The 25,313-nt window shown below is 67.5% G+C and carries 24 protein-coding genes and 1 pseudogene; 11 read left to right on the forward strand and 14 right to left on the reverse strand.

Going from position 1 to position 25,313, the window contains the following annotated elements:
- From rbbA to DIE06_RS08655, 3 genes are read right to left on the reverse strand one after another with little or no spacing between them, the layout of a single operon-like run.
- Complete coding sequence (gene rbbA / locus DIE06_RS08645) at positions 1–2,841, reverse strand: ribosome-associated ATPase/putative transporter RbbA (RefSeq protein ID WP_124661040.1); 2,841 nt, start codon at positions 2,839–2,841, stop codon at positions 1–3.
- Entirely contained in the window at positions 2,838–3,911 is a 1,074-nt protein-coding gene (locus DIE06_RS08650) for an HlyD family secretion protein (protein WP_124661041.1), read from the reverse strand. Before DIE06_RS08650 ends, rbbA begins: the two co-directional genes overlap by 4 nt.
- Positions 3,908–5,401, reverse strand: a complete 1,494-nt coding sequence (locus DIE06_RS08655) for an efflux transporter outer membrane subunit (RefSeq protein WP_124661042.1) — start codon at positions 5,399–5,401, stop codon at positions 3,908–3,910. Before DIE06_RS08655 ends, DIE06_RS08650 begins: the two co-directional genes overlap by 4 nt.
- A gap of 295 nt (positions 5,402–5,696) precedes the next feature.
- On the opposite strand from DIE06_RS08655, the gene DIE06_RS08660 reads away from it, so the two are divergent.
- The 3 genes from DIE06_RS08660 to ftsH are packed head-to-tail and all read left to right on the forward strand — an operon-like array spanning position 5,697 to position 8,842.
- Positions 5,697–6,344 carry a BON domain-containing protein gene (locus tag DIE06_RS08660; protein WP_124661043.1) on the forward strand — a complete coding sequence of 216 codons (648 nt, stop codon included), beginning with the start codon at positions 5,697–5,699 and terminating at the stop codon, positions 6,342–6,344.
- Between the two features lie 39 nt (positions 6,345–6,383).
- Entirely contained in the window at positions 6,384–6,893 is a 510-nt protein-coding gene (locus DIE06_RS08665) for a BCAM0308 family protein (protein ID WP_124661044.1), read from the forward strand.
- Between the two features lie 41 nt (positions 6,894–6,934).
- Complete coding sequence (gene ftsH / locus DIE06_RS08670) at positions 6,935–8,842, forward strand: ATP-dependent zinc metalloprotease FtsH (RefSeq protein WP_124661045.1); 1,908 nt, start codon at positions 6,935–6,937, stop codon at positions 8,840–8,842.
- A 52-nt stretch (positions 8,843–8,894) separates the two neighbouring features.
- On the opposite strand, the gene DIE06_RS08675 is transcribed toward ftsH, so the two are convergent.
- On the reverse strand, positions 8,895–10,691 hold the full coding sequence (locus DIE06_RS08675; RefSeq protein WP_124661046.1) for an adenosylcobalamin-dependent ribonucleoside-diphosphate reductase: 1,797 nt from the start codon (positions 10,689–10,691) through the stop codon (positions 8,895–8,897).
- Between the two features lie 233 nt (positions 10,692–10,924).
- Here DIE06_RS08675 and DIE06_RS38945 point away from each other — a divergent pair.
- Both DIE06_RS38945 and DIE06_RS08685 read left to right on the forward strand, forming a co-directional pair.
- Positions 10,925–11,143, forward strand: a pseudogene (locus DIE06_RS38945) (PfkB family carbohydrate kinase); the annotation flags it as partial.
- A 133-nt stretch (positions 11,144–11,276) separates the two neighbouring features.
- Entirely contained in the window at positions 11,277–12,317 is a 1,041-nt protein-coding gene (locus DIE06_RS08685; protein ID WP_409364491.1) for an exo-beta-N-acetylmuramidase NamZ domain-containing protein, read from the forward strand.
- A 108-nt stretch (positions 12,318–12,425) separates the two neighbouring features.
- Here the strand turns inward: DIE06_RS08685 and DIE06_RS08690 are convergent, their stop codons facing one another.
- From DIE06_RS08690 to DIE06_RS08710, 5 genes are all read right to left on the reverse strand, one after another.
- Entirely contained in the window at positions 12,426–12,668 is a 243-nt protein-coding gene (locus DIE06_RS08690; RefSeq protein ID WP_124661047.1) for a hypothetical protein, read from the reverse strand.
- 76 nt (positions 12,669–12,744) lie between these two features.
- Complete coding sequence (locus DIE06_RS38950; protein ID WP_260433564.1) at positions 12,745–13,053, reverse strand: hypothetical protein; 309 nt, start codon at positions 13,051–13,053, stop codon at positions 12,745–12,747.
- A 92-nt stretch (positions 13,054–13,145) separates the two neighbouring features.
- Positions 13,146–13,709 carry an Hsp20/alpha crystallin family protein gene (locus DIE06_RS08700; protein ID WP_124661048.1) on the reverse strand — a complete coding sequence of 188 codons (564 nt, stop codon included), beginning with the start codon at positions 13,707–13,709 and terminating at the stop codon, positions 13,146–13,148.
- 297 nt (positions 13,710–14,006) lie between these two features.
- On the reverse strand, positions 14,007–14,414 hold the full coding sequence (locus DIE06_RS08705; RefSeq protein WP_124661049.1) for an Hsp20/alpha crystallin family protein: 408 nt from the start codon (positions 14,412–14,414) through the stop codon (positions 14,007–14,009).
- Between the two features lie 15 nt (positions 14,415–14,429).
- A complete protein-coding gene (locus tag DIE06_RS08710; protein WP_124661050.1) occupies positions 14,430–14,870 on the reverse strand; it encodes an Hsp20/alpha crystallin family protein in 441 nt (146 codons plus the stop codon).
- A gap of 249 nt (positions 14,871–15,119) precedes the next feature.
- Between DIE06_RS08710 and DIE06_RS08715 the strand changes: the two genes are divergently transcribed.
- The 3 genes from DIE06_RS08715 to DIE06_RS08725 all read left to right on the forward strand — a co-directional run bounded on the left by DIE06_RS08715 (position 15,120) and on the right by DIE06_RS08725 (position 16,807).
- The gene (locus tag DIE06_RS08715) at positions 15,120–15,503 is read left to right on the forward strand and encodes a hypothetical protein (protein WP_124661051.1); all 384 of its coding nucleotides are present in this window, start codon (positions 15,120–15,122) and stop codon (positions 15,501–15,503) included.
- A 135-nt stretch (positions 15,504–15,638) separates the two neighbouring features.
- Positions 15,639–15,842 carry a hypothetical protein gene (locus DIE06_RS38225; RefSeq protein ID WP_185733371.1) on the forward strand — a complete coding sequence of 68 codons (204 nt, stop codon included), beginning with the start codon at positions 15,639–15,641 and terminating at the stop codon, positions 15,840–15,842.
- Between the two features lie 8 nt (positions 15,843–15,850).
- On the forward strand, positions 15,851–16,807 hold the full coding sequence (locus tag DIE06_RS08725; RefSeq protein WP_124661052.1) for a cation diffusion facilitator family transporter: 957 nt from the start codon (positions 15,851–15,853) through the stop codon (positions 16,805–16,807).
- A gap of 46 nt (positions 16,808–16,853) precedes the next feature.
- On the opposite strand, the gene DIE06_RS08730 is transcribed toward DIE06_RS08725, so the two are convergent.
- Positions 16,854–17,471: a hypothetical protein gene (locus DIE06_RS08730; protein WP_124661053.1), complete on the reverse strand. Its 618-nt coding sequence runs from the start codon at positions 17,469–17,471 to the stop codon at positions 16,854–16,856.
- Between the two features lie 228 nt (positions 17,472–17,699).
- Between DIE06_RS08730 and DIE06_RS08735 the strand changes: the two genes are divergently transcribed.
- Complete coding sequence (locus DIE06_RS08735) at positions 17,700–19,994, forward strand: heavy metal translocating P-type ATPase (protein ID WP_124661054.1); 2,295 nt, start codon at positions 17,700–17,702, stop codon at positions 19,992–19,994.
- 12 nt (positions 19,995–20,006) lie between these two features.
- Here DIE06_RS08735 and DIE06_RS08740 read toward each other — a convergent pair whose 3' ends face one another.
- From DIE06_RS08740 to DIE06_RS08755, 4 genes are all read right to left on the reverse strand, one after another.
- The gene (locus DIE06_RS08740; RefSeq protein ID WP_124661055.1) at positions 20,007–20,957 is read right to left on the reverse strand and encodes a universal stress protein; all 951 of its coding nucleotides are present in this window, start codon (positions 20,955–20,957) and stop codon (positions 20,007–20,009) included.
- Between the two features lie 137 nt (positions 20,958–21,094).
- The gene (locus tag DIE06_RS08745; protein WP_124661078.1) at positions 21,095–21,679 is read right to left on the reverse strand and encodes a hemerythrin domain-containing protein; all 585 of its coding nucleotides are present in this window, start codon (positions 21,677–21,679) and stop codon (positions 21,095–21,097) included.
- 269 nt (positions 21,680–21,948) lie between these two features.
- Entirely contained in the window at positions 21,949–22,515 is a 567-nt protein-coding gene (locus tag DIE06_RS08750) for a cytochrome b (RefSeq protein ID WP_124661056.1), read from the reverse strand.
- A 44-nt stretch (positions 22,516–22,559) separates the two neighbouring features.
- Positions 22,560–22,877, reverse strand: a complete 318-nt coding sequence (locus tag DIE06_RS08755; protein ID WP_260433565.1) for a cytochrome b562 — start codon at positions 22,875–22,877, stop codon at positions 22,560–22,562.
- A 227-nt stretch (positions 22,878–23,104) separates the two neighbouring features.
- Between DIE06_RS08755 and DIE06_RS08760 the strand changes: the two genes are divergently transcribed.
- Entirely contained in the window at positions 23,105–23,767 is a 663-nt protein-coding gene (locus DIE06_RS08760; protein ID WP_124661058.1) for a response regulator transcription factor, read from the forward strand.
- Positions 23,767–25,116 (forward strand): ATP-binding protein, encoded by a 1,350-nt coding sequence (locus DIE06_RS08765; protein ID WP_124661079.1) that lies wholly within the window; start codon positions 23,767–23,769, stop codon positions 25,114–25,116. Before DIE06_RS08760 ends, DIE06_RS08765 begins: the two co-directional genes overlap by 1 nt.
- Positions 25,117–25,313: the final 197 nt, after the last annotated feature.

The raw sequence follows: 25,313 nt of genomic DNA on the forward strand, positions 1-25,313 counted from the left end.
TCAGCGCTCCTGCTTGCGCAGCAGCACGCCGGTCATGACCAGGATGACCGGCACGGCCGCGAGCATCGGCCAGAACTGGGACGACAGGTCCGCCAGGCCGAGCGCCTTGTTGTACACGCCGCGGCTGATCGCGAGCATGTAGGTGGCCGGATAGACCGTGCCGATCCACTTGCCGCTGCCCTCGAGCGACGACAGCGGCGTGAGCAGCCCGGAGAACTGCACGACGGGGATCAGCGTGCCGACGATCGTCATGAAGATCGCCGCGATCTGGCTGCGGGTAAACGTCGACGCGAACAGCCCGATGGCGGTGGCCACGACGTTGAAGATCAGCACCGCGGCCGCCAGCGTCGCGAAACTGCCCTTGATCCGCACGCCGAACACGACGTCGGCCAGCACGACCATCAGCAGGAAATTCAGCATCGCCAGCATCACGTACGGCGCCTGCTTGCCGAGCAGGAATTCGGCCCGCGTGACGGGCGTCACGTACAGGTTGACGATCGACCCGAGCTCCCGTTCCCGCACGACGGCGAGCGCCGTCAGCATCGCGGGCAGCATCAGCAGCAGCATCGGCATGATCGCCGGAATCATCGCCGGCAGGCTCTTGACGTCCGGGTTGTACCGATAGCGGATCGCGATGTCGACGGCCGGGACCAGCGACACGCCGAGACGGCGCCTGGCCTGGTCGCGCAGCCAGTTCTCGTGCATGCCGGCCACGTAGCCGCGGATCGTCTCCGCGCGCATCGGCATCGCGCCGTCGACCCACGCGCCGATTTCGACGCGCCGGCCGCGCGCGACGTCGCGCGCGAAACCGGGCGGAATCTCGAGCGCGAGCGACAGCTGGCCGTTGCGCATGCGGCGCTCGATATCGCGATCGTCCGCGAGCGGCGCGCGCGGCACGAAGTAGCGGGAACCGGCGAGGTTCTGCGCATAGTCCTGGCTCAGGATCGACTGATCGCGGTCCAGTACCGCGAACGTCAGGTGGTCGACGTCGAGACTGATCCCGATGCTGATCACGCACATCAGCACGAGCGAGCCGAACAGCGCCAGCGTCGCGCGCAGCGGGTCGCGTCGCAGTTCCAGCACCTCGCGCCACAGATAACTGCCGGCACGCGCCGGGCTGAACCATGCAGCCGCATGGCCGGCGCCGGCGGCCGCGGGCGCCGCGGTCGGCGCCGCGAGCCAGCCGGCGTCGGACGGCGCATCGGCCGTCGCGCCGTCGGCACCATCCGCACCATCCGCGCCGTCCGCACGCTGTGCGTCGCCCAGGTAGCCGATGAACGCGTCCTCGAGCGTGGCGGCGCCGCGCAGGCGCACCAGTTCCGCAGGCGCGGCGCTGGCGAGCACGCGGCCCGCATGCATCAGCGAGATGCGGTCGCAACGCGCGGCCTCGTTCATGAAGTGCGTCGAAATGAAGATGGTCACGCGATCTTGGCGCGCGAGCGCGATCATCAGCCGCCAGAACTCGTCCCGCGCGACGGGGTCCACGCCCGACGTCGGCTCGTCGAGGATCAGCAGCTCGGGCTTGTGCACCATCGCCACCGCAAGGGACAGCCGCTGCCGCATGCCGAGCGGCAGGCGCTCGGGCAGCGCGTCGAGCGCGTCGGCGAGCCCGAACCGCGCGACCATTTCGGTCACCCGCGCGGGTACGTCCGGTTCCGGTACGCCGAACAGGCGCGCGTGCAGCACGAGGTTCTGCCGGACGGTCAGTTCGCCGTAGAGCGAAAACCCTTGCGACATGTAGCCGACGCGCCGGCGCGTGTCGAGGTCGTTCGCGGCGACCGGCCGCCCGAACAGCGTCGCGGTGCCTTCGGAGGCGGGGAGCAGCCCCGTGAGCATCTTCATGGTCGTCGACTTGCCGCAGCCGTTGGAGCCGAGAAAGCCGAAGATTTCGCCGCGGCGGATCTGCAGGCTCACACGGTCGACCGCGACGAAATCGCCGAACCGCATCGTCAGCGCATCGGCCTCGATCGCGTAACCGGCGGCCTGGTCGGGCTGGAACGGCGCGATGCGGACCGGCTGATACCCGTGCCGGCGCGCTTCCGGGAGCAACGCGATGAACGCGTCCTCCAGCGTGTCGCAACCGGTGCGCTCGAGCAGTTCGCCCGGGCTGCCCGTCGCCAGCACGCGGCCGGCGTCCATCGCGATCAGCCGGTCGAAACGCCGGGCCTCGTCCATGTACGCGGTGGCGACCAGCACGCTCATCGCCGGGCGGGCGGCGCGAATGCGTCCGATCAGCGCCCAGAACTGCGCGCGCGACAGCGGGTCGACGCCGGTCGTCGGTTCGTCCAGGATCAGCAGGTCGGGATCGTGGATCAGCGCGCAGCACAGGCCGAGCTTCTGCTTCATGCCGCCGGACAGCTTGCCGGCGGGGCGCTCCAGGAACGGATGCAGGCCGGTGCTGTGCGTCAGCGCGTCGATCCGGCGGCGGCGCTCCGCCGCACCGTGGCCGAACAGTCTCGCGAAGAACTGCAGGTTTTCCTCGACCGACAGCGTCGCGTACAGGTTCCGGCCCAGGCCTTGCGGCATGTAGGCGATGCGCCGGCATACGCGTGCGCGATCGCGGCGCGACGCCAGATCGCCGTCGAGCGCCCACACGCGCCCCTGCTGGATCGCGCGCGCGCCGGCCAAGAGCGCGAGCAGGCTCGACTTGCCGACGCCGTCCGGCCCGATCAGCCCGATCATGCGGCCGGCCGGGAGCTCGAGCGTCACGTCGGCGAGCGCGACCGTGTCGCCATAGCGCAGCGAGACGCCGGACAGCCGTGCGACCACGCCCGTGCCGGCCGGCACCGGCAGACCATCGGTCGAGCCGGCATCCGTATCGGCAGGCGTCGTCGATTTCATTGCGGCACCTTCATCGCGAGGCGCTCCGGCCAGTCCGCATGCGGGTCGGTCTTCAGCCACGCGACGCCGGGCAACCCGGTCTTGACCAGTTTCAGGTGGCGCTGCAACAGGTCGCGGTCGATGCGCGCCTTGACGCGAAACATCAGCTTCTGCCGCTCGGTGGCCGTCTCGACCGTCTTCGGCGTGAACTGCGCCGTGCTCGACACGTACGACACGCGTGCCGGAATCACGTATTCCGGCGCCGCATCGAGCACGATCCGCACGTCGGCGCCGAGCGGCACCCGGCCGACGACCGCTTCGGGCAGGAAGAAGGTCATGTAGACGTCGGACAGGTCGACGACGTTGAGCACCTTGCCGCCTGCCGGCAGGACCTCGCCCGATTCGGCGATCCGGTACTGGACGCGCCCGTCGCGCGGCGAAGTCAGTTCGCTGTCCGCGATGTCGGCCCGCACGCGCGCCACGGTCGCCTGTGCGGCGGTCACGGCCGAGCGCGCCGCGACGAGCTGGGCCCGCGTGGCATCGATGGCGGCCTGCGCGGCTTCCACCTGGGCGCGCGCGGCATTCACGGTCGCCCGCAGGCTGCCGGCACGCGCGCGATCGTCGTCCAGTTCCTGCATCGACGATGCGCCGTCACGCGACAGCGTTTCGGACCGCGCGAGCCGCCGCGTGGCCGCATCCAGCTCGCTGTCCCGCTGCACGACGACGGCCGCGGCCGCGGCCTTGTCGCTGCGGCGCTGCGCCACCTGCGCGTCGATGCTCGCCGCGGTGTTGATCGCCTGTTGTTCCCGCGCCTGCGCTTCGTCGAGTTGTGCCTGCAGGACGACGACGTCCATCCGTGCGAGCGGCTGGCCGGCCGTCACGAAGTCGCCTTCGTCGACGAGCATGGCGGTCACGCGCCCCGGCAGCTTGGTCGCGACGTCGATTTCGGTCGCCTCGATGCGGCCGTTGCCGCTGACGAGCCCCGCATCGGCGTGCCCGTCGTGCCAGCGCGTCCAGCCGTAGTACGCGAGGCCGATCGCGAGCACGGCCGCACCGATACCGATCAGAAGAGGGCGCGGGATGGTTTTCATCGTTTGTGTTCCGGGTCTGTCGAAAGGTGGTCGGTTGCCGCGGCGGCCTCGCCGGTGCCCGCCGTTCCGCCCCCGAGCGCGCCGTACAGCGCGACGCGGCTCGACAGCAGCGCACGGCGGGTCATGACCAGTTGCTGCTCGGCGTTCATCAGGTCCCGTTGCGCATCGAGCACTTCGAGGAAACGGGTTGCGCCGCTGTCGTAGCGCAGCTTCGCGAGGCGCGCCCGCTCGGCCTGCGAGGCCAGCGTCGCACGCTCGATGGCGACCTGGTCGGCGAGCCAGTAGCGCGCCGCGAGCGCATCGGACACGTCACGGAACGCACGCTGCAGCGTCTTCTCGTATTGGGCGAGCGCCTCGGCGCGTTGCGCGCGTGCGAGCGCGAGATTCGACCGGTTGCGGCCGCCGTCGACGAGCGGCAGCGTGACGTTGGGAATCAGCGACCACACGCCCGTTCCGGACGACAGCAGTTCATGCAGCGCGCTGCTTCCCGAACCGATCGCGCTCGTCAATGCGATGCGCGGAAAGAACGCCGCCCGTGCCGCGCCGATGTTCGCGCGGGTAGCCTGCAGTTCGTGCTCCGCCGCAATCACGTCCGGACGCCGGGTCAGCAGCGACGAAGGCAGGCCGGGGGCGAGCGACGGCAGCACCGCGCCGTCGTCGAGCGCGAGCGGCGTGTCGGCCGCATCCGGCGGCGCACCGACGAGCAGCGCCAGCGCATCGGCCGCCGTCGCGCGCGCCTGCTGCAGCTGGACGCCGAGCGATTCCGCCTGCTGGAGCAGGATTTCCGATTGCGTCAGGTCGAGGCGCGAGATCGCGCCGGCCGCGTGACGCAACCGGAAAATCCGCAGCGACTCGCGGCGCGTGTCGATCGTCGCGCGGGTCAGCGCGATGCGCTCGTCGATCTCGCACAGGGTCAGGTACGCATCCGCCACGCCGGTGACGACGCTCAGCGTCACCGCCTGGCGGGCCGCGTCGCTTGCGAGGTAGCGCTGCAGCGCCGCTTCTTTCAGGTTGCGCACGCGGCCCCAGAAATCGATCTCCCATTGCGTTTCGGCCAGCTGGACTTCGTATATCTGGCCGATGACGGGCACCGGCGTGAGAAAACCGCCCGGCGTGCGAAACCGCGCATAGGCCGCGCCCGCAGCGATCGTCGGCCACTGATCGGCGCCGCGGATGCCGTAGACCGCGCGCGCCTGCTCGACACGTGCAACGGCCGCGCGCACATCCCGGTTGTTGGCGAGCGCCTGCCGGATCAATGCGCGAAGGCGCGCGTCGACGAAGTAAGCCTGCCACTCGGGCACTGGCGCCGCGGGTGTCGCGTCGGCGGACGGATCCGGAAAGGAGGCGGGAATCGGCGCGGCGGCACGTTCGTCCGGTGGTGCAAGCGACACGCATCCCGACAACAGCCCCATGCCCGCGGCCAGCGCAATGGCACGCATGCGCCGCGCGGCGGCAGGGTGAAAGCGAGCGGGAGGCGCGGCAGCGCGCATGGGATGCCTCGTCGAATACGGGAACACGGGATGGCGCCGCCCACCAGGCGTCGCCGCTTCGGGTTCACTTATATCCGACGATTACCGGGTTTCCCCTTGATCTGGGTCACGCGGGCGGGAACGCGTTTCGAGCGCCCCCTCGCTTGACGCGCGTGCCGGAGCGTGCCTCCGGCGCAAGCCCGCCGTTGATTGATCCTCGTCAAGCCGCCGGCGCGGCCGTGCGCGATGCTGAATACGGTGCGGCACGCATCCGATCGCAGGCTTCGCGATCGGTGCCGGCCGACGGGAGACCGACATGAAGTCAGACGTGGCACTCAAGCAGGATGTCGAGCAGGCGCTGTTCTGGAATCCGGCGATCGATGCGCGCCGGATCGACGTCGAGGTCCGCGACCGGATCGTGACGCTGCGCGGCACCGTCGACAGCTGGGCCCAGAAGCTCGAGGCGCAGAAAACGGCGCTGCATGTCGCCGATGCGCGCGCGCTGGTGCTCGAAGTGAACGTCACCCCGCCGGAAAACGCGTGCGCGGACCAGGAGCTGGCGATCGCGATCACCTTCGCGCTCGGCTGGCAGGAGGCGTTGCGCGATCACAAGATCAGTGTCGAGGTCGATCACGGCTGCGTGACGCTCGACGGCGAAGTCGATCACGCGTTCCAGAGCCGTGCGGCGGAAGCGATGGTGAGCCGGATGATCGGTGTCGTCGGCGTGGCGAACCGGATTCGGGTGCGCGCCGACCACACGGTGCCGGACATCGGTGCCCGGATCGCCGAAGCGCTTGCGCGTCGTGCGCAGCGCGAATCCGCGGGAATCTCGATCGACGCAACCGACGGCGTCGTCACGTTGACGGGCACGGTCACGTCGCTCGCCGAAAGGCGTGCCGCGTGCGGCGCGGCGGGGGCGGTCCGGGGTGTCCGGGAAGTCGTGGACCGGCTGACCGTTGCCTGACCGGCTTGCCCGCGCCGTCCACTACCAGGAGAAGCAGCGATGAACCGTTCGAATACCGGCCTCGGCCGACACACCCTGCGTCGTGACATGCGCATGCAGCCGCATACGAAGGACAGTTACCGTGATCCGAAGCGCCCCAAAGGCGACCGGATCTGCGAAGGCTGCGGCGCCGTCTGCGACGCGGGCCGCTGGACCTGGTACGCGACCACGCTCGACCGGCGCCAGCTCGAATGCCCGGCCTGCAAGCGCATGCGCGAAAACGTGCCGGCGGGCGAGTTGATGTTGCACGGCGCGTACCTGCGCGCGCATCGGTCCACGATTCTCGAGCTGCTCCAGCGTCAGGCCGAGATGGAGATGAGCGAGCACGCGCTCGAACGCATCATGGACATCGAGCAATCCGCCGATGCGCTCGTCGTCAGGACGACGGGCGTGCACATGGTCCGGCGCCTGGCGGAAGCGTTGCTGCATGCGCATCACGGCGATCTCGCGCTCCACTATCGCGACAGCGAGGACGTGCTGCGCGCGCAATGGAAGCGCGACGACGCGTGAACGGGCGGGTGCCCGCCACCCGCCGGACAGGCTCGATCCTCATGAAAAAATCATTCGACTACTCCGGGTTGCTGATCCCGATCGCGTTCGCCGTGCTGCTCGCGGTTCAACTGCTGGCGCGTCAGCCGGCGTCGACGTCGATTTCCTACAGCGATTTTCATCACCTGGTGGACGCACGGCTCGTCGACGATCTCGAGATCGGCCCGTCGTCGATCTCGGGCACGCTGCGCATGCCGGAAGCCGGCGCGGCGCTGCCTGCGTCCGACGCGGCCGCGGTGAAGGAGGTCGGGCCGCCGTGGCGCTTCACGACGAACCGGGTGAGCGACGAAAGCCTGGTCCCCGCGCTGACGACTGCCGGGATTCGCTACCGTGGCGCGACGGATACGGGCTGGATCGGGACGCTCGCCGCATGGATCTTCCCGTTGATCGGCTTCGTCGTGATCTGGAGTTTCATGTTGCGCAGGCCCGGCGGGATGCGGGATATGAGCGGCATGGGAAAAAGCCGGGCCCGCGTGTACATGCAGAAGGAAACCGGCATCACGTTCGACGATATCGCGGGCATCGACGAGGCGAAGGCCGAGCTGCAGCAGATCGTCGCGTTCCTGCGCAATCCCGAACGTTATCAGCGGCTCGGCGGCAAGATTCCGAAGGGCGTGCTGATCGTCGGGGCGCCGGGCACCGGCAAGACGCTGCTGGCACGCGCGGTGGCCGGCGAGGCGGCGGTGCCGTTCTTCACGATCAGCGGCTCTGCGTTCGTCGAGATGTTCGTCGGCGTCGGCGCGGCGCGCGTGCGCGATCTCTTCGAGCAGGCGCAGCAGAGCGCGCCGTGCATCGTGTTCATCGACGAGCTCGATGCGCTCGGCAAGGCGCGCGGTGTCGGCCTGATGTCGGGCAACGACGAGCGCGAGCAGACGCTCAACCAGCTGCTCGTCGAGATGGACGGCTTCCAGGCCAATTCGGGCGTCATCATCATGGCCGCGACCAACCGGCCGGAGATCCTGGATCCCGCGCTGCTGCGCCCGGGCCGTTTCGACCGGCACATCGCGATCGACCGGCCGGACCTGACCGGCCGCAAGCAGATCCTGGCCGTGCACACGAAGCGCGTGAAGCTTGCGCCGGAAGTCGACCTGGCCGAGCTGGCGCAGCGCACGCCGGGCTTCGTCGGCGCCGATCTCGCGAACGTCGTGAACGAAGCCGCATTGCATGCGGCCGAACTCGGCAAGCCCGCGATCGGGATGGCCGATTTCGACGAAGCGATCGATCGCGCGATGACCGGCATGGAGCGCAAGAGCCGCGTGATGAACGAGCAGGAGAAGCGGACCATCGCGTACCACGAGTCGGGTCACGCGCTCGTCGCGCAAAGCCGTGCGCACTGCGACCCGGTGAAGAAGGTGTCGATCATCCCGCGCGGGATCGCGGCGCTCGGTTACACGCAGCAGGTGCCGACCGAGGATCGCTACGTGCTGCGCCGCAGCGAATTGCTCGACCGGCTCGACGTGCTGCTCGGCGGACGCGTCGCGGAAGAGCTCGTGTTCGGCGACGTATCGACCGGCGCGCAGAACGATCTCGAACGCGCGACCGCGCTGGCGCGCCACATGGTCATGCAGTACGGGATGAGCGACAAGATCGGGCTGACGACCTTCGACGACGGCGCGTCGCATGTCGGCGCGCCGGGCGTCTGGACGCCGGGAGACGGTCGCTGCAGCGAGCACACGGCGCGACTGATCGACGAAGAGGTGCGCGCGCTGCTCGAGGATGCGCATGCGCGGGTCACGGCGACGCTCGGCGAGCACCGCGATGCGCTCGAACGGATCGCGCGCAGCCTGCTGCAGCACGAGTCGATCGATCACGACAGGCTGGTGGCGCTCATCACGCCGCCGGACGCGGCCGGCGAGACGCCCCGGCCGGTGGAAGCCGACACGGCAACGACCACGGGCGCGGCCGTCTGAAGCCACGATCGCCACGATCGCGCCGCACGCGTGCGGCCGGCCATCGTGGCGTTCAACAGCCGATGCAGAGCGGGCCGTCGCGCCGCGCCGGCGCCGCGTCATCGGTCACGACCGACGCGAGCCGCGGATCGGGCCGGAAGACCGTGATGCCCTTGAGCCCGTCGCGCCATGCCTGGAAGAACAGCGCGTCGACCTCCGCGAGCGAGCACTGGCCCGACATCGTCACGGTCTTCGAGATGCCGGCGTCGACGTACGGCTGCAGCGCCGCGAGCATCGCGACATGATCGGCCGGCGCGATATCGGCCGCCGTGACGAAATAGCCCGGCAGCTTGACGCGATCGCCATGCAGTTCGCGAAACAGCCGGTAAGCGTGATTCTCCGCACGAAACGGCCGGACCGGCCCGTCCGCGGTGCGGACCAGGCGACGTTGCGTCCAGCCGACGGCCGGCTCGATCCCGTTCGAACAGTTGTCGCAGAACGCGAGGCTCACGCTGCCGGCCGGCGCGAACGACAGCAGATGGCTGTTGCGCAGCCCGTGCCGCGCGATCGCGTGATGCACCTTCAGCGGCAGGCGCATACGGTGCGCGGGGCCGGCCAGATAGGCGGCCGGATCGTAGGCCGGAAACACGCCGCGCTCGGCGGCAAGCGCGGCCGACGCGGCGAACGCATGCTCGCGCATCGTCAGCACGATCCCGCGTGCAAGCGCGCGTGCTTCCTCGCTGTCGTAGCGCAGCCGCAGCATCATCAGCGCGTCGCCCAGCCCGGTCACGCCGACCCCGATGCGCCGCGTGCGCCGCGCTTCTTGCTCGTGCGCGGCGAGCGGCCACGCGGTCAGGTCGAGCACGTTGTCGAGCATGCGGACCTGGATGCGCACCGCGTCCGCGAGCGTCGCGAAGTCGAAGCGCGGCTTGCCGTCGACACCGAACGGGTAGAGCACGAACCGGGACAGGTCGATCGGCCCGAGCACGCAGCTGCCGTAGGCGGGCAGCGGCTGCTCGCCGCACGGGTTCGTCGCGTCGATCCGTTCGTGCTCGCGCAGCGGATTCGCGTCGCGGATCGTGTCGAGGAACAGCAGGCCGGGTTCGGCGCTGTCGCGCGCCGCGCCGACGATCGCGTGCCATAGCGTGCGGGCCGGAACCGTCGCGTAAAGGTAGCGTCCGTCGGGCCGGCGGGGCGGCGTGCCGGATGCGCAGCCGGGTGGCGCGTGGTGGACGAGCGCCCACGGCAGGTCGTACCGGACCGCCTCCATGAACGCGTCCGTGACGCCGATCGACACGTTGAACGTCGGCCAGCGCGCGCGTCCGCGCTTGGCCGCGACGAATGCGGCGAGATCCGGATGATCGCAGCGCAGCACGGCCATTTGCGCGCCCCGGCGCGGGCCGGTGAACGTCAGCGCCCGGCACATCGCATCGAAGCGGTCGATCGCCGCGCATACGCCGCGTCCGGATGCCAGGCGACGTTCGAACGCATCGGCAGGCGGCACCGGCGAGAAGTCGTAGCCGATGCCGCCGCCCATCGACAGCGTGAGCCGTGCCTCGTCGAGCGCCTGCGCGAGCGCTGCGTCGACGGCAGCCACGGGTGTGTCGGCCGGAATCGCGAGCGGATGGACGAAGCAGTTGACCATCGTCCCGCCGGTATTCGCACCGGCGTTCGCGAGGATGCGGCCCGCGCCGATCGCGCCGCGCTGCAGGTTCCGGAAGAACGCACGCTCGCACTGCGCGCGCAGCGCCGGCGGCTCGGCGAGCGACAGCGCATGGGCGACGCGATGGAATACGGCTGCGCGAGACGTTTCGCCGGGCTGCGCGTAGCGCTCGGCGAACACGGTGGTGCAAAGCGGCTGCTCGTCCATGGCGGGGCTCGGCAACGATCAATGACTCACTGTAAGAGCCCGCCCGAACGTGTCGTTGATCGAGCGCAATCGGGTGCCTTCACGGCATCGCTTGATGGGCGTCAACGCCGCGACCGGCGTCGAACGTAAGGTGGAGCCACGGCCGGCACGCATCCGGTGCCGGGAATCGCCACGCCGGCGTCCGTCGCGCAAGCCGGCGGATCGCGCCTGCCATCGACCGCGAGCCACGCACCATGACCGATATCGTCACCGTCACCTTGAATCCGGCCGTCGATGTCGCGACGTCGGTCGAGCACATCGTCGATACGCACAAGCTGCGCTGCGCACGGCCGCGGCGCGACCCCGGCGGCGGCGGGATCAACGTCGCCCGGACCATTCACCGGCTCGGCGGCGACTGCCTCGCGCTGTACCTGGCCGGCGGCCCGACCGGCGACGTCCTGACGCTGCTGCTCGTGCTGACGAGCCGGTTGTATCCCGACGAGACCGGCACGGCGATGCCGTTGCGCGCGCTCGTGCTCGGGATCGACCTCGCGACGCGCCGCTTCGCGATCGCTCGCGCAGGCGCCGGGCGCGCGGCTCGTCGCGCTGTTCGCGCCCGAGCACGGGTTGGGCACCGACGTCGACGAGACGTTCGGCGACACCGTCGACGCGGCGACCGGCGTGGTCGTTCACAGCCTCTACGGCGCGCGCCGCACGATCGCGCCCGCGCTGCTTGCCGATGTCGACGTGCTGGTGGTCGACCTGCAGGACGCGGGCGTGCGCTTCTTCACGTACCTGGCCACGCTCGGCCATGCGCTCGAGGCCGGCGCGGCCGCCCATCGCCCCGTGATCGTGCTCGATCGTCCGGACCCGCTGGGCGGCGATGTGTTCGGCGGGCCGGTGTCCGATGCCGGGTCGGCCACGTTCACCGGCTATTACCCGTTGCCGCTCCAGCCGGGGATGACGCTCGGCGAACTGGCACGGCTGTTCAACGACCGCCTGCATATCGGCGCGGCGCTCAGCGTGGTGCCGATGGCGAACTACGCGCGCGCGATGCGCTTCGACGATACCGGGCTCGGGTGGGTGCCGCCATCGCCAAACCTGCGCGATGGCGCCGCGCTGTCGCGCTATCCGGAGACGGGGCTCATCGAGGGGGCCGCGGTCAGTGTCGGGCGCGGCACCGCGACACCGTTCGGCGTGGTGGGTGCGCCGTGGATCGACGCGCACATCCTCGCGGACGATCTGCGCGCGACGCGGCTGGACGCGACGTTCTCGCCGGTTCGCTTCGTGCCGGCGGAGGGGGCGTATCGCGGCAGACTGTGTGAAGGGGTGCGCATCGAGCGGTTGCCCGGCGCGGCGCGGCCGGGCGAGATCGGGCTGGCGCTCGCGCTGGCGCTGCACCGGCGTTATCCGGCGCAATTCCGGATCGATGCGATACGCGCATCGGTCGGCTCGCGCGAGGTAGCCGACATGCTGGAAGCAGGGCGCTCGCTCGACGAGATCGAGCGGGTCGTCACTGTGCAGGATGCGGCGTTCGCACGCGAGCGGGCGGCGTTTCTGCTGTATTGCGTGACGCATCGTTGCCCAGAGCCGGCTGCGCCGAATCAACCCGATCAATCGCTAGCGTTTCCAGATTGGCGTCGATAAGATCCGTTCCTTCTTGAGAGCGCCCCTACACCCGCCTTGGGGTGCGCCGAATCGTGCCAACGCGTTGCAGGCATCAATTCCGCAGGTGTCCACCTCGCGTCCGGCACGCTAGATCCGTCGGACATACCGCTCTGAAACGACCGAGCGTTGCTGGATCCATGCAACGGCAAGCTCCAGCGCTTCATCGCGTGCCTCCCGGGCATTGGCGAAGTCCCCATCGACGCCGAGCGTGCGTGTTTCGCCGGCCCGGTCGGTGACGATGGCCGCTGCGGCATAGCGGCCCTGTCCGGTGGCGGTGACCACCGGCCGGACCTCGCAGCCGTGATACTCCATGACGTTGTCCGTATCCATATGACACCTCCTGAAGCGCGTTGCGCCCGCGCGTCACGGCGGCGACGACACGCTTGTCGTCGCGCTCTCCAGCCATTCAGCCTTCACGTCGAGGCACCACGATATCGGTCGTGCGGTCACCCGGCACGGAAGCAGTTTCCGCGCTTTCCCCACCGCGGTTGCCGGCGGCCTTCCGGCTTCGGCGTGTCGTACCGCTCGGGTGGAGCGCGTCGAGGAACGTCTGGCCCTTCTCGGTCAGGTACGCGAGGCGTGCGCTAGCGGCGCGATGTTCCAGCATTACCAGCTGGCGTTCGAGCAGCGCGTCAAGCTCGGGGCGATTCATGTCGATCTGGTCCGGCGCCTGGCGAACCAGCATCAAGGTCGCAAATTCGTGCGGACTGAGCATTTCCGTCTCCCGTCAATCATGGTCCCGAATACAGCGGAACACTGCAGAAAAACGACACGTCGTGCAGGCCGTAGCGGGGACGCGCTGCGATCCTAGCCGATATCGATCGTGCGACTCACGGTCTGCGCCGGCTCCGATTTCGGCACGGTCAACGTGAGGACACCGTTGTCAAACTTTGCCAAGGTGTGGTCGGGATCGGCGTTTTCCGGCATCGGGATCGTGCGCATGAAGCTTCCATGGGCGCGCTCCAGCCGGTAGCAGCCGTTTTCCTCGCTGCGCACATCCTGCTTTTTCTCTCCGCGCAGCACGATTGCCCCATCCTCGACGCTCACCCTCAGATCTTCGCGCTCCATCCCGGGCAGTTCGACCGTCACGCGCAGCACCGGCCCTTCATCGACGACGTCGATGCGCGGCTGGAAGCGCGATGAACTGAAATCGCCAAACCATCGTTCGAGCGCGCCACGGCCCACAAACGGGTCATGAAAGAAGTCCTCCACCGCACGCCATGGTTCACGTGAGAACAGTCGCGGAATGTCCGGCCACGAGGCCCGCCACGGTTCGCTTGCCGGCGGCTGTTCCGGGCCTTCTGGATCGGACTTGCGGGCCGCGCCGCGAAGGAACTTGAAGGGGTTCCACTTTTTCAGATCGGTGTTCATAGCGTCCTCCGATTCAGCTTCGATCTGTTTCGAGCGTGGCGGCCAGGCCATCAGGTCGCGAGCGCGCTCCGAGCTCCGGCTGCTCCCGGCGCGCCGCGATCGATCAGTTTCACCGCGTACTCGCTCGCGTCGCGCTGAGCATCGGCCGCGCGCGTCCTGCGTTCGCTGAAGCACGGCCGATGCCAGTCAGCCAACACCTCACCGCTCCGTTCGGTCTGCACAATAGCGATGCAGCCGTCCGGTGCGGGCACGCGTGCCAGGAGACGCTCGCACTGGCGACCTGCCGCTGCTGACGCGTCAGCTGGTCTTGATTTCGATCCGCCGTGGGCGGGCCTCGTCGCGGCGCGGGATCGTCAGCTTCAGCACCCCGTCCTGGAGGCTCGCCTCGATCCTTGACGTATCGAAGTCCGGTGACAGCGTGAACGTCCGGGCGAAGTGCGGTTCGCGGACCTCGGCATGCTGCAGCCGCAGAATTGCCGGCGTCGGCACCACCGCCTCGGCTTCGATCGAGAGGCTGCTGTCGTGAACCTTGACGTCCAGCTTGTCCTTCGTCACGCCGGGCAAATCGGCCCATAGCGTGACGCCCTGGCTATCCTCGTATATGTCGACGGGCGGGGTGAGCGTGATCCGGCGCGTGGCCTGTTCAGTGTCGCGACGCGCTACGGCGGATTGGCCGCGTTCAGCCAGTTGGGTCGTGTCGGTCATGATTGGCTCCTCAGGTTACTGGACAGTGATGGCGCGTGGCTTGGACGACTCGCGCTTGCCGACACTGATCGCCAGGCAGCCGTTTTCGTAGCGCGCCTGGACCTTGCCGGGATCGGCGGTGTCGGGCAGTTCGATGACGCGCCGGAAATTGCCGGCAAAGCGCTCCTGCGCATAGGTGCGCGTCTCGCTTCCAGCCTCGGGCTGTGTCGATTTGCGTTCGCCGCTGATGGTCAGCAGGCCCTTGTCGATCGATACGTCGAGGTCGGTGGCGTTGACGCCCGGAGCGAAGGCGACGATCTCGATCGACTCGTCAGTCGCGCCGATGTTGATCTGAGGAAAGGCGCCGAACCGGCCGGCGCGGATGCTGGACGGGAAGCCGCCGAAGAGTTGCGCCATCTGCTGCTGCAGGCGGTCGAACTCGCCGAAGAGATCGGTTCCGAAGTAAAGATCGCTCACGATCGTATCCTCCTTGAGTGCAGCCGGGAGGCGAACGGGCCTACGCGCTCCAGTTCGCCTGCCAGACTGTTGGCAAACAAATCGAAACACGCAGCGCGCGGATTGAAGCGACCCACGCGTCTGCCTGAGCGAAACCTAAGATAGGAATTCTGCGGAAAATTTCAAGGGGGGACAGCCGTTTTTGCACTTGAAATTTTTGCGCCGGCTCCTATCATCGCGGCGAATCGGGACTGCATGACGGAGGACCCCATGGAATTCGACACGGACTGGCTCACCCTTGGCAGGCATCGTATCCGCCTGCGCTCGACCAAGGGCTTTCCGACCGAGACGATGCGCACCGTCGCGGAGGTCGTCCGGCTCGCGATCGACAGCAACATGAGCGCGCGGGCGCGACTCGTCGAGGTCGTCTGCCGGCAGGAAAAGACCTACGACGTGCTGGTCGGCACGACGATGGCGGAGGACAAGGTTTGTGCACCGCAACTTGAAGCCGCGGTGGCGGTCGTGCTGGGCCTGTTGCCTGAGCAGATCAACATTACGGTCACCCCCGTCACGCAAAAGGAGGTCGATTTGCACTTTGGCGTGTACGAGCGAATGCTGTCGGAGAAATTGGGTACGACACCGCCGATCCGCTGATCGATCCGACCGCCTGCGCGTATCCGTCAGCCCTTCGGTTCAAACGTCAGCAAGCGCCGCCTGGGGCATCCCGCCGCATCATGCGGCGGAGGTGCCCGGTCCTGCCCGGTGCACGGGCAGGCGGACGACCTCCACATGCCCCGGAAGATCGGCGGCCCGGTCGCTTTCCATGCAGGAGAAGTACAGGGCGACGAGACATATGTGACGAGGGGTATCGCGCCTTTGCGTGAAATCAAGTGCCGCCGCATCGCCGCCAATACCATCGAAATGCGTGCCGGCCATCACATCGTTGTAACCCGAGCATGCGACTTTGCGACCTTGTTCAATCCTGGAGCGTGAGCTGAATCGTGACACCGAAGAATCCCGACGTCGTGCCGGAAACCGTCGCGGAAGCGACGCCGGCGATGGCCGCAGCAGCCACCCGAAGCACCTGGGTGAGCGTTGCCGTGAACCTCGCGCTGAGCATCGGGCAGATCGTGATCGGCCTCCTGTCTCGATCGCAGGGTCTCGTCGCGGACGGCATTCACTCATTGTCCGATCTGATCGCGGATTTCGTCGTGCTGCTGGCCGGCTACCACAGCAAAAAGCCGGTCGACGCAAAGCATCCGTATGGACATCAACGCTTCGAAACCGGTGCATCGCTCGCACTCGCGGCGATCCTGTTGCTGGTCGGTGGCGGGATGCTATGGTCGGCCATCCAGAAGCTCGAGCATCCGGAATCGATCGCGCGCGTCCACGTCGCGGCGCTGGCGGTGGCGCTCATCGCGCTCGTCGCGAAGGAAAGCCTGTTCCGTTACATGCTTGCGGTGGCAACCCGGGTGAAGTCGAGCATGCTGGTCGCCAATGCATGGCATGCACGTTCGGACGCCGCGTCGTCCCTGGTGGTCGCCTGCGGGATCGTCGGCAACCTGCTCGGCTATCCGCTGCTCGATCCTGTCGCCGCGCTGATCGTCGGCGGGATGATCGTGAAGATGGGCGCCACATTCGGTTGGGATGCATTGCATGATTTGATGGATCGTGCCGCCGACGTCAAGGACGTCGAGGCAATCCGCGCGACGCTGGTGGCGACCCCGGGCGTGCTTGACGTGCACGACCTGCGCACGCGAAAGACCGGCGATCTGATCCTCGTGGACGTGCATCTCGACATCGACGCCGATCTCACCGTTGCGCAGGGGCACGACATCGCCGTGAACGCGCGTGCTCGCGTGATGCGGCATCACCGTGTCCTGAACGTGATGACGCACGTCGATCCGCGCACGTGCGCGACGCCCGCGGAAGTCGCGACCGGGATTCGACGCGCGTAGGCGGGAATAGGGCGGCCTACCCGTTCGGAACGTCGCGCTTGCCGGCTCATTCAGAACTGCGCGGACGATGGCCGCGCCGAAACATCAACCGACGTTCATTGACGAGCGCACGCCAGTCCAGCTTCATCAACGCGAAGACGGCGCCGAGCAGCACCAGTTGCGTGACGATGAAGTATCCGCCGAGGTAAGCGCCTTCGAGTTGGGATTCCACGTCCAGCCGGGCCGATGCAAAGCGGCCGAGATGCGCCCAGACCGCATAGGTCGTGACGCGACCGATGAAGAACGCCGCCGCGATGATCCTGAGCGGCATCCCGGAAAGTCCGTACGCGATGAACAGATAGTTGGACGGCAGCGGGCTCAACGCATAGCAGAAGAACGCGCCGACGGTCAGCGTGCGGTGCTTGTGCAGCCATTGCGCGGCGATGTCGATGTTCTCCCGGTCGGATGCCGGCATCCAGCGCGAGCGGACCAGCGATCTCGCGAAGGTCGCCAGAATGACGCGGCCGGTGGTCGCCGCGCCCGCCGCGACGACGGCGAAGATCAGCGGGTTTCCGTCGGGCAGGTTGAATCCGACCCACGACATCGCCATCCAGGTGGGCGGGGCGAACGCCGGGATGAGATTCAGCAGAAGAATCAGCAGAAAGAGCACAGCCAGCGTCAGCACGATATCGGCTCCAGGCCATCCGGTGTCACGTTTCGATTTTGCTGACGAAAGGGGCCGGCGGCTTGACTCACGTCAAGCAAGGCGCCGCACCGAGATGTCGCGGCAGGCGCGTCGTCCTGACCCACGTCAACGTTCGAACCGCGGCGTTTTCTAGACTGGTGCCACGCCGTTGGCAACCGGAATCGGACGCAGCGAACACGTCCATGCACGGCGAGCGGAAAAATCGTCATGTCTCGAATGCGCGGGTCGATCGATGTCGGGTTGCTGGTTCTCTCGGCCGTTACGCTCGCCGCCGGCGGCATGTGCGTGGCGTTCGGCCTGCCTTCGCTCGCGCGGATCGTCTGGCTGCTCGGTACGCTGCCGGTCCTGCTCGCGTTGACGGTAACCGTCGCCAAGGCGGTGGCGAGGCGGCAGGCCGGCATCGATGTGCTCGCCTGGCTGGCAATCGGGCTCGCGATCGCGCTCGACGAGACGCTCACCGCGGCGGTGATTGCCTTGATGCTGGCAAGCGGGCGAACGCTGGAGCAGTACGCGCAAGACCGCGCGCAACGCGAGATGACCGCGCTGCTCGGCCGTGCCCCTCGGCAGGCGACCCGGTTCGAGCACGGCGAATGGCGTTCCGTCGCGCCGGACACCCTCGTCCCCGGTGACCGGCTGCTCGTGCGAAGCGGCGAATGCGTGCCGGTGGACGGCACGTTGACCGCCGACGCGGAACTCGACGAATCCATGCTGACGGGCGAGTCGTCCACCCAGCGGCGCCGCGCCGGCGAAAGCGCATGCAGCGGCGTGGTCAACGCCGGCGCACCGTTCGACATGGTCGCCCGCACCACGGCCGGCGACAGCACATTGGCCGGCATCGTCCGCATGGTCGAGCGTGCGCAACGCGAGCGCAGTCCGTCCGTGCGTCTCGCGGATCGCTACGCCGCGTTCTTCGTGCTCGCGTCGCTGTTCGTCGCGGGCCTCGCCTGGCTGCTGACCGGCGATGTCGCCCGTGCGCTGGCCGTGCTCGTCGTGGCCACGCCCTGTCCGTTGATCCTCGCCGTGCCGGTCGCGATCGTGTCCGGCCTGTCGCGTTGTTCGAAACGCGGCGTCCTGGTCAAGGGCGGAGGCGCACTCGAACGTCTGGCACGCGCGACGATTCTGTTTTTCGACAAGACCGGCACGCTGACGGGCGGGCGGGCGCGGATCGTGTCGATCGAATGCGGCGCGAACGTCGAAACGGAGGAGGTGCTGCGGTTCGCCGCGTCGTTGGCGCAAGCGTCGGGACATGTCATCTCGGATGCGCTGACAGTCGCCGCACGGGAGCGCCGCATCGATCTGTCTCCGCCGTCGGCCGTGATGGAAACGGCGGGCGAAGGCGTGACCGGCCGGGTTGACAACCGGTCGGTCACGATCGGCAAGTTCGGCTACGTTGCCGCTGCCTGCTCGACGATTGCGCGCTGGAGCGACGCGTTCCTGAGGCGGGTCGGCAGCGAGGGCGGGGCGGCCGTATTCGTCGGCGTGGACGGTGTCATGATCGGCGCGATTCAGATGGCCGACCAGGTGCGGCTGGAAACGCCGAGGGCGCTGCGGCTGCTGAAACGCGAAGGCGTCGAGCGCCTCGTCATGCTGACCGGCGACCGGCGCGATATCGCCCAGGCCGTCGGTGAGCTGCTCGGCGTCACCGACGTGCGCGCCGAGCAGACCCCGACGGACAAGCTCACCGCGATCCAGGCAGCCCGCAAGGAGGGCGTGACGATCATGGTCGGCGACGGTGTGAACGATGCGCCGGCGCTGGCGGCGGCCGACGTCGGTATCGCGATGGGCGCGCGGGGGGCGGCCGCGTCTTCGGAAGCAGCGGACGTCGTGCTGCTGGTCGATCGGCTGGATCGACTCGTGGACGCGATGCGCATCGCACGACGGTCGCGCCGCATCGCGCTCGAGAGCGTGGTGGCCGGCATGTCGTTGTCGGTTGCCGCGATGGCGATCGCGGCGGCGGGATTCCTGCAGCCGATTGCCGGCGCGCTGATTCAGGAGGCCATCGACGTCGTCGTCATCGTCAACGCATTGCGCGTGTTGCTGGTTCGCCCGAGGTCGACGGACGCCCGGCTGACCGATGTGGACGTCGAGCAACTCAAGCGCGAGCACACGGCATTGTCACCGCTGCTGGACCGGATCAGGGATCTCGCGGATCGCATGCCGCAGCTGTCCGCGGCAACCCTCACCGACGAGCTTGCGCGCTTGATCGATTCGCTTGACGAACGGCTGCTGCCGCACGAACGTGCCGACGATCGGGACGTCTACACGCGTCTTGCCCCTCTACTCGGCGGCGAGGATCCGCTTGCCGCGATGAGCGGCGCGCACCGGGAGATCTTCAGGATGGTTCGCTCACTCAGGCAGATGGCCGCGGACGCGCCCCGCGACGGGCCGGACGCGATGCAGGTGCAGGCGATGCAGCGTTTGCTGTACGGGCTCGAAGCCGTCGTGCGCCTGCATTGCGCGCAGGAGGAGGAACTGTTCCATGCGGTGGGAACGGATGCGTGACAACGAGACGCATCACGCGCGATGCGCGTTCACGAGAAGCAGCGGCGTTTTCGTGATCCGCGCGACGCGCGCGGCAACGCTGCCGACCACCCAGCCCGTCGCACCTCGCCGTCCATGGGTGCCCATGACGATCAGGTCCGCATTCCAGTCGATTGCGTCGCGCACGATGATGTGCGAAACGTCCGAGCCGTTCCGGTCCGTTCGAATCAATTCCGATTGTGCGTGTCCGGCCACGCCGTCGAGCAGGGTCATGGCTTTTTGCAGCGCCCGATCGCCTTCGCCGATCAATGCCGACTCGAGCGTCTCGACCGGGACGAAATCGCCCAACGTTACGGGCCGATCGACGACGTGTATCGCACGAAACTGGGTGTCGGGCCGCGAGAATTTCAACCCCGTTCGCAACGCATCGAGCGCAATCGGGCTGCCGTCGATGGCGAACTGCATCCGCCTCGGCAGATGCTCGGCGACCGACGCGAAACCTTCCGGCACGATGAGCAGCGGGCAGGCAACGAGTTTGCCGAGCGGGCCGGAAACCGTGCCTTCGATCCATCCGAGCAAGCCATGATGCTGACGTGCGCCGACGATCAGGAGTTCGGGTTGCCAGGCTTGCGCACTGTCGGCCAGTGCATGCACGATATCCGCGCCGTGCGTCGACAGGTCGATGACTTCCGTGTCGACGGCGATGTCGTCGCGCTGCATGGCGCTTTTCGCGCGCGACAGTGCGTCGGATGCATCCCGCAGCAATTCGTCGCGCGCCGATTCGAAAAACGCCATGGATTTCGATCCGCGCGGAACGAGTGTGCGCGGATTTTCCGCAACGCTGACGATGTGCACCGATGCATTCGACGGAACGAAGCATCTGGCATACGCGAGTGCATGGCTGGACGCGATGGAACCGTCGATGGCGATCAGTATCCGTCGGGGCGCGGGGACGGCCTGGCGGGTTGGGGTGCGGGTGCTCATGAATGCCTCCCGGTGACAACCGGCGATCGTGCGTACGGCAATTTTTCGCACGTCCGGCTGTTACCGGCTTGACCTTCGTCAAGCGCGTTCGTCTTCGCGGTGCGACGGGGGAAGACGAAGGATCCCACCGGACGACGCTAGCTGGCGTCCTGATCCGGGATGGCCTGGACGATCATCTCGAACAGTCTTTCCAGGTCTTCTTCCAGTTTCTCGCCGCCGAACGGATCGCGATTCGCGGCAAAGGCGGCATCGATCCCGGCCCAGTCATCCGCCGTCAACAGGCGTTTGGCGGCCGGCAGGATCAGTGTCTCTTCCATGCACCGATGGTCCGCATGGAACTCCGCATAATCGTCCATCAGCGCGCCCAGCGTGTGAAGCGCGGAGGCACCCTTCAACTCGTACCGGGTCAGCGCATGCTCGAGATTTCTCAGCTTCAAGTCGCCTTGCGCGTGCTGGGCCTCCAGTTCATCGAGGACGCCGTCGAACTCGCTGGTTCGCTCCCGCAACGGCGTGAACAGGTAGCGATCCTCCTTGGGATGATGGATCTGCTGCGGGTATTCCCGAATGTAGTAAAGCATGGCCCGAAACACGATGAGACCCGGAACGGGGGCACCGGCAACGAGCAGATGAACGAAGCGTCGCATGCCGTCGATCACGGTAGACAACTGGGCGTGTTCGTGGAGGATCACGGCGACTGCGCGATGCGGCCCGGGATTTGGCATTTCACACTCCACGGCGGTAACGGAACAACCAGCGGTTTGCGGCCCACTCCGACAGCCAGCACGAAACCCTGTATCGATACTTCCATATTGGTCGTTGGACCGCTCGCCATCAAAGCGCGCGAACACCGCGGCGTTGACGAAGATCAACGGACCGCGCGGCGTATTCGTCAGGCGGTCGCTTCATCCGATGAAAGGTTGGGCGGCTGCTTGGCTGTCCTCGCAATCACGAGGCCGCAACGCCACGGTTGCCGTGCGCCATGCTTCCCGCCTCAGCCGATATCCTCCGCCTGAACCTCATGCCGGCCTGAACGCGTCGGCCAGGGGAGGATGCGCGGAAGAATGTTTTTCGCGTGGATCAGACGGTGCGCCAGCGCACCCAGGACGTGCAGGCCGACCAGTGCGGCGAGCCCGTATGCCGTCAGCGCATGCAGTTCTCCCAGCCAGTGCGACAGTTCGCGATTCGTGGGCACCAGGGTCGGCAGCGAGAAGAGCCCGAAGCAGCTGGCTGTGTGCCCGGCCGCATTCGTCTTCATCCACCCGAGCACGGGAATGGCGAGCATCAGCGCATAGAGCAGCCCGTGGACGCCGCGTTCCGCGAAATGGTTCAGCGTGCCGGCCGGGTTGATCGACGCCGGCAGCCGGCGCCGCGTGCGCAACCGGTTGACGATACGAATCGCCACGAGACCGAGGATCGCGATGCCGATCGACTTGTGCAGGCCGACGAGGTCTTCGTTGTCGTCCAGCAGCAGGCCGACGATCAGGTTGCCGATCAGCGCGGCGGCCAGCAGCCAGTGCAGCAGACTGATCGACAGCGGATAGCGGGTAATGGTTTTCATGACGGACATGCCTGTTCAGTGTGCGAAAGCGTGCGCGGGTCGCGTTATCCGAGCAGGTCGTGATAGTGCTTTTTCGAATCGTTGATCCGGCGCAACGCCTGCTTGGCGCCAGGCAGGTCATTGGCCTCGATCGCACGGTCGACTTCGGTCAATTCATCGTGCAAGGTGCGCATGCCGTCATCATAGGTCGGCTGATCGTCGCGATACCGCTGGCGGCCCGCCTGTTGCGCATCGCTTTCGAGCCGGGCCACGTAGCCTTTCATTTCCGGAATCGTCCGGCTGTTCATGGCCCCCTGCATCGCGTGCTTCATGTCCTTCATCAGCGGCTTGATCTCGCCCGCGCAGGCCGGCGCGGCGGCCACGGAAAGCAGCACGCCCAGTGCTGCGCAGAAACGGAGTCGGAACGATAGCGTGTTCATGGTCGTCGATGCGATAGTGATTGCGAGTGGCGGTGACCGCGACCTTGGGGCGCCGACGTTAACGGATTCTTAAGGACCCGATTTTTCCGCGACCGGCTTGATGCCCGCCCGCGCCTGCGGTTATCGTGGGGCAATGGACGCGATGTCCGGATGAACAGGAGCTGGGCACCATGCGGGTGTTACTCGTGGAAGACGACAAGCTGATCGGCAGCGGGGTGGAAGACGGCCTGATCGAGGCCGGCATGACAGTCGACTGGGCGCACGACGGCAGGCATGCGCAGCTCGCGCTCGAAACCACGCCGTATGATCTAGTCGTGCTCGATCTCGGCCTGCCCCGCATGTCGGGAACCGAATTGCTCGACTGGGTTCGCAAGCGCGGCGACCATACGCCCGTGCTGGTGATGACCGCGCGCGACACCGTCGCCGACCGCGTGAGCGGCTTGAGCGCGGGCGCCGACGACTACATCGGCAAGCCGTTCGACCTGACCGAGCTGATCGCCCGGTGTCGTGCGCTCGTGCGCCGCTCGCAGGGCCGTGGTACCGACACGATCGACTATGCCGACCTGTCGGTCGATCCCGCGCTGTTGACGGTGACGCGCGGCACCGAACGGATCGCGCTGACGGTCCGCGAATGCGCGCTGCTGGTCGAGCTGTTGGCGAACCAGGGGCGCCCGCTGTCGCGCGCGCAGCTTCAGGACAGGCTCTACGGCTGGAACGAAGAAATCGAAAGCAATGCGATCGAAGTGCATGTGTCGAATCTGCGCAAGAAACTGGGGGCCGAATTGATCCGGACGATTCGCGGCGTCGGCTACGTGGTGGAGAAGGCGTCGTGATGCGCTCGATCCGGCAACGGCTCACCTTGCTGGTGCTGTCGGGGGTCGTGGTGGTCTGGGCGTACTCGCTGGTGTCGAGCTACCGCCAGGCGATTCACGAAGCGGAGGAATGGGACGACGCCCGCATCGAGCAGATCGCCCGGGCGTTCGTCGCGCTCGACGCATCCGATCTCCCGGTCTTTGCGGACATCGTGCTCGGTTCGTCCGAAGACGGCGATGGCGACAACGATGCCGCGCCGCGCATGCTGTACCAGGTCAGTGACGCGGGTGGCCGCATCCTGGCCGCCAGTCCCGGCCTTGCGTCGCTCGACGTGCCGGTGTTGCCCGCGGCGGCATCGGGCCCGGTCGGGTTCGGCAATCCGAAGTGGCACGTGTACGTGCTGACCGATGCCGCGCGCGGCCGTACCGTGCGTATCTTCGAGCAACGCACGCACCGTTCGGACTTGTCCGCGGAGGTCGCGCGCCGCGTCGCCCGGCCGCTCGCCATCGCGTTGCCCGTGCTGGCCGTCTTGATCTGGCTGGCGATCGGCCACAGCCTGACACCACTCCGGACGCTGTCCGAGGCGATCGCGGCACGTTCGCCCGACAGCCTCGATGCCATCGGCGCGAAGGGCATTCCCGACGAGGTGCGGCCGCTGGTCGCCGCACTGAACACGTTGTTGCAACGTCTGCGCGGCTCGCTCGATCGCGAGCGCGCATTCACCAGCGACGCGGCACACGAGCTCAAGACCCCGCTTGCCGCGCTCAAGGTTCAGGCGCAGGTCGCGCTCACGGCGCGCGATGCGGACCGTCAGCGGCGCGCGATGCAACGGGTCGTCGAGGGTGTCGACCGGAGCACGCATCTGGCGGATCAGCTGCTTGCACTGGCCCGACTCGACGAGACGGTGCCGATGCCCGGCGAGGACGTCGATCTCGCGTGCGTGGTGCAGACTAGCATCAACGACCATCAGGCGCGCGCGGATCGCAAACGGATCTCGCTGATTTCACGCGTCGACGGCCCGGTCATCGCACATGCGTCGTCGACGCTGGTGCGCGTCCTGCTCGACAACCTCGTCGACAACGCGATCAAGTACGGTCGCGAGCAGGGGCGCGTCGAAATCGCGTCGTGGCAGGATGCCGGCGCGATCAGCCTGCAGGTACGGGACGACGGTCCCGGCGTGCCGAAAGAGGATCTGTCCCGACTGCAGGACCGCTTTTTTCGCGGGACGGATCACGACGCAAGCGGCAGCGGCCTGGGGCTGTCCATCGTCGCTCGCATCGTGGCCAAGCTCGGCGGGCGTCTGACCTACGTCGACGGGTTGGACGGCAACGGGTTCGGCGTGCGCGTCACGTTGCCGCTGCCTGCTTGACCGCTTGACCGGAGCCGGCGATTCCGGGTCCGCCCCCGTCTTTCGCGTGCGATGTGCACCAAGATGCAAAGTTGATATGACTCCGCCTGTCAATAGGGATCGGTTTTGGGTTTGTTGAGACGCATGTTGACTGAATTTCCTGAGGGCGACGTAGCAGTAAATCTCGACGGTGGATCATGCTGATATCCGCGGGTTGG

Origin of the sequence: Burkholderia sp. Bp8998 (genome assembly GCF_003854235.1) — a bacterium.
Taxonomy (GTDB): domain Bacteria; phylum Pseudomonadota; class Gammaproteobacteria; order Burkholderiales; family Burkholderiaceae; genus Burkholderia.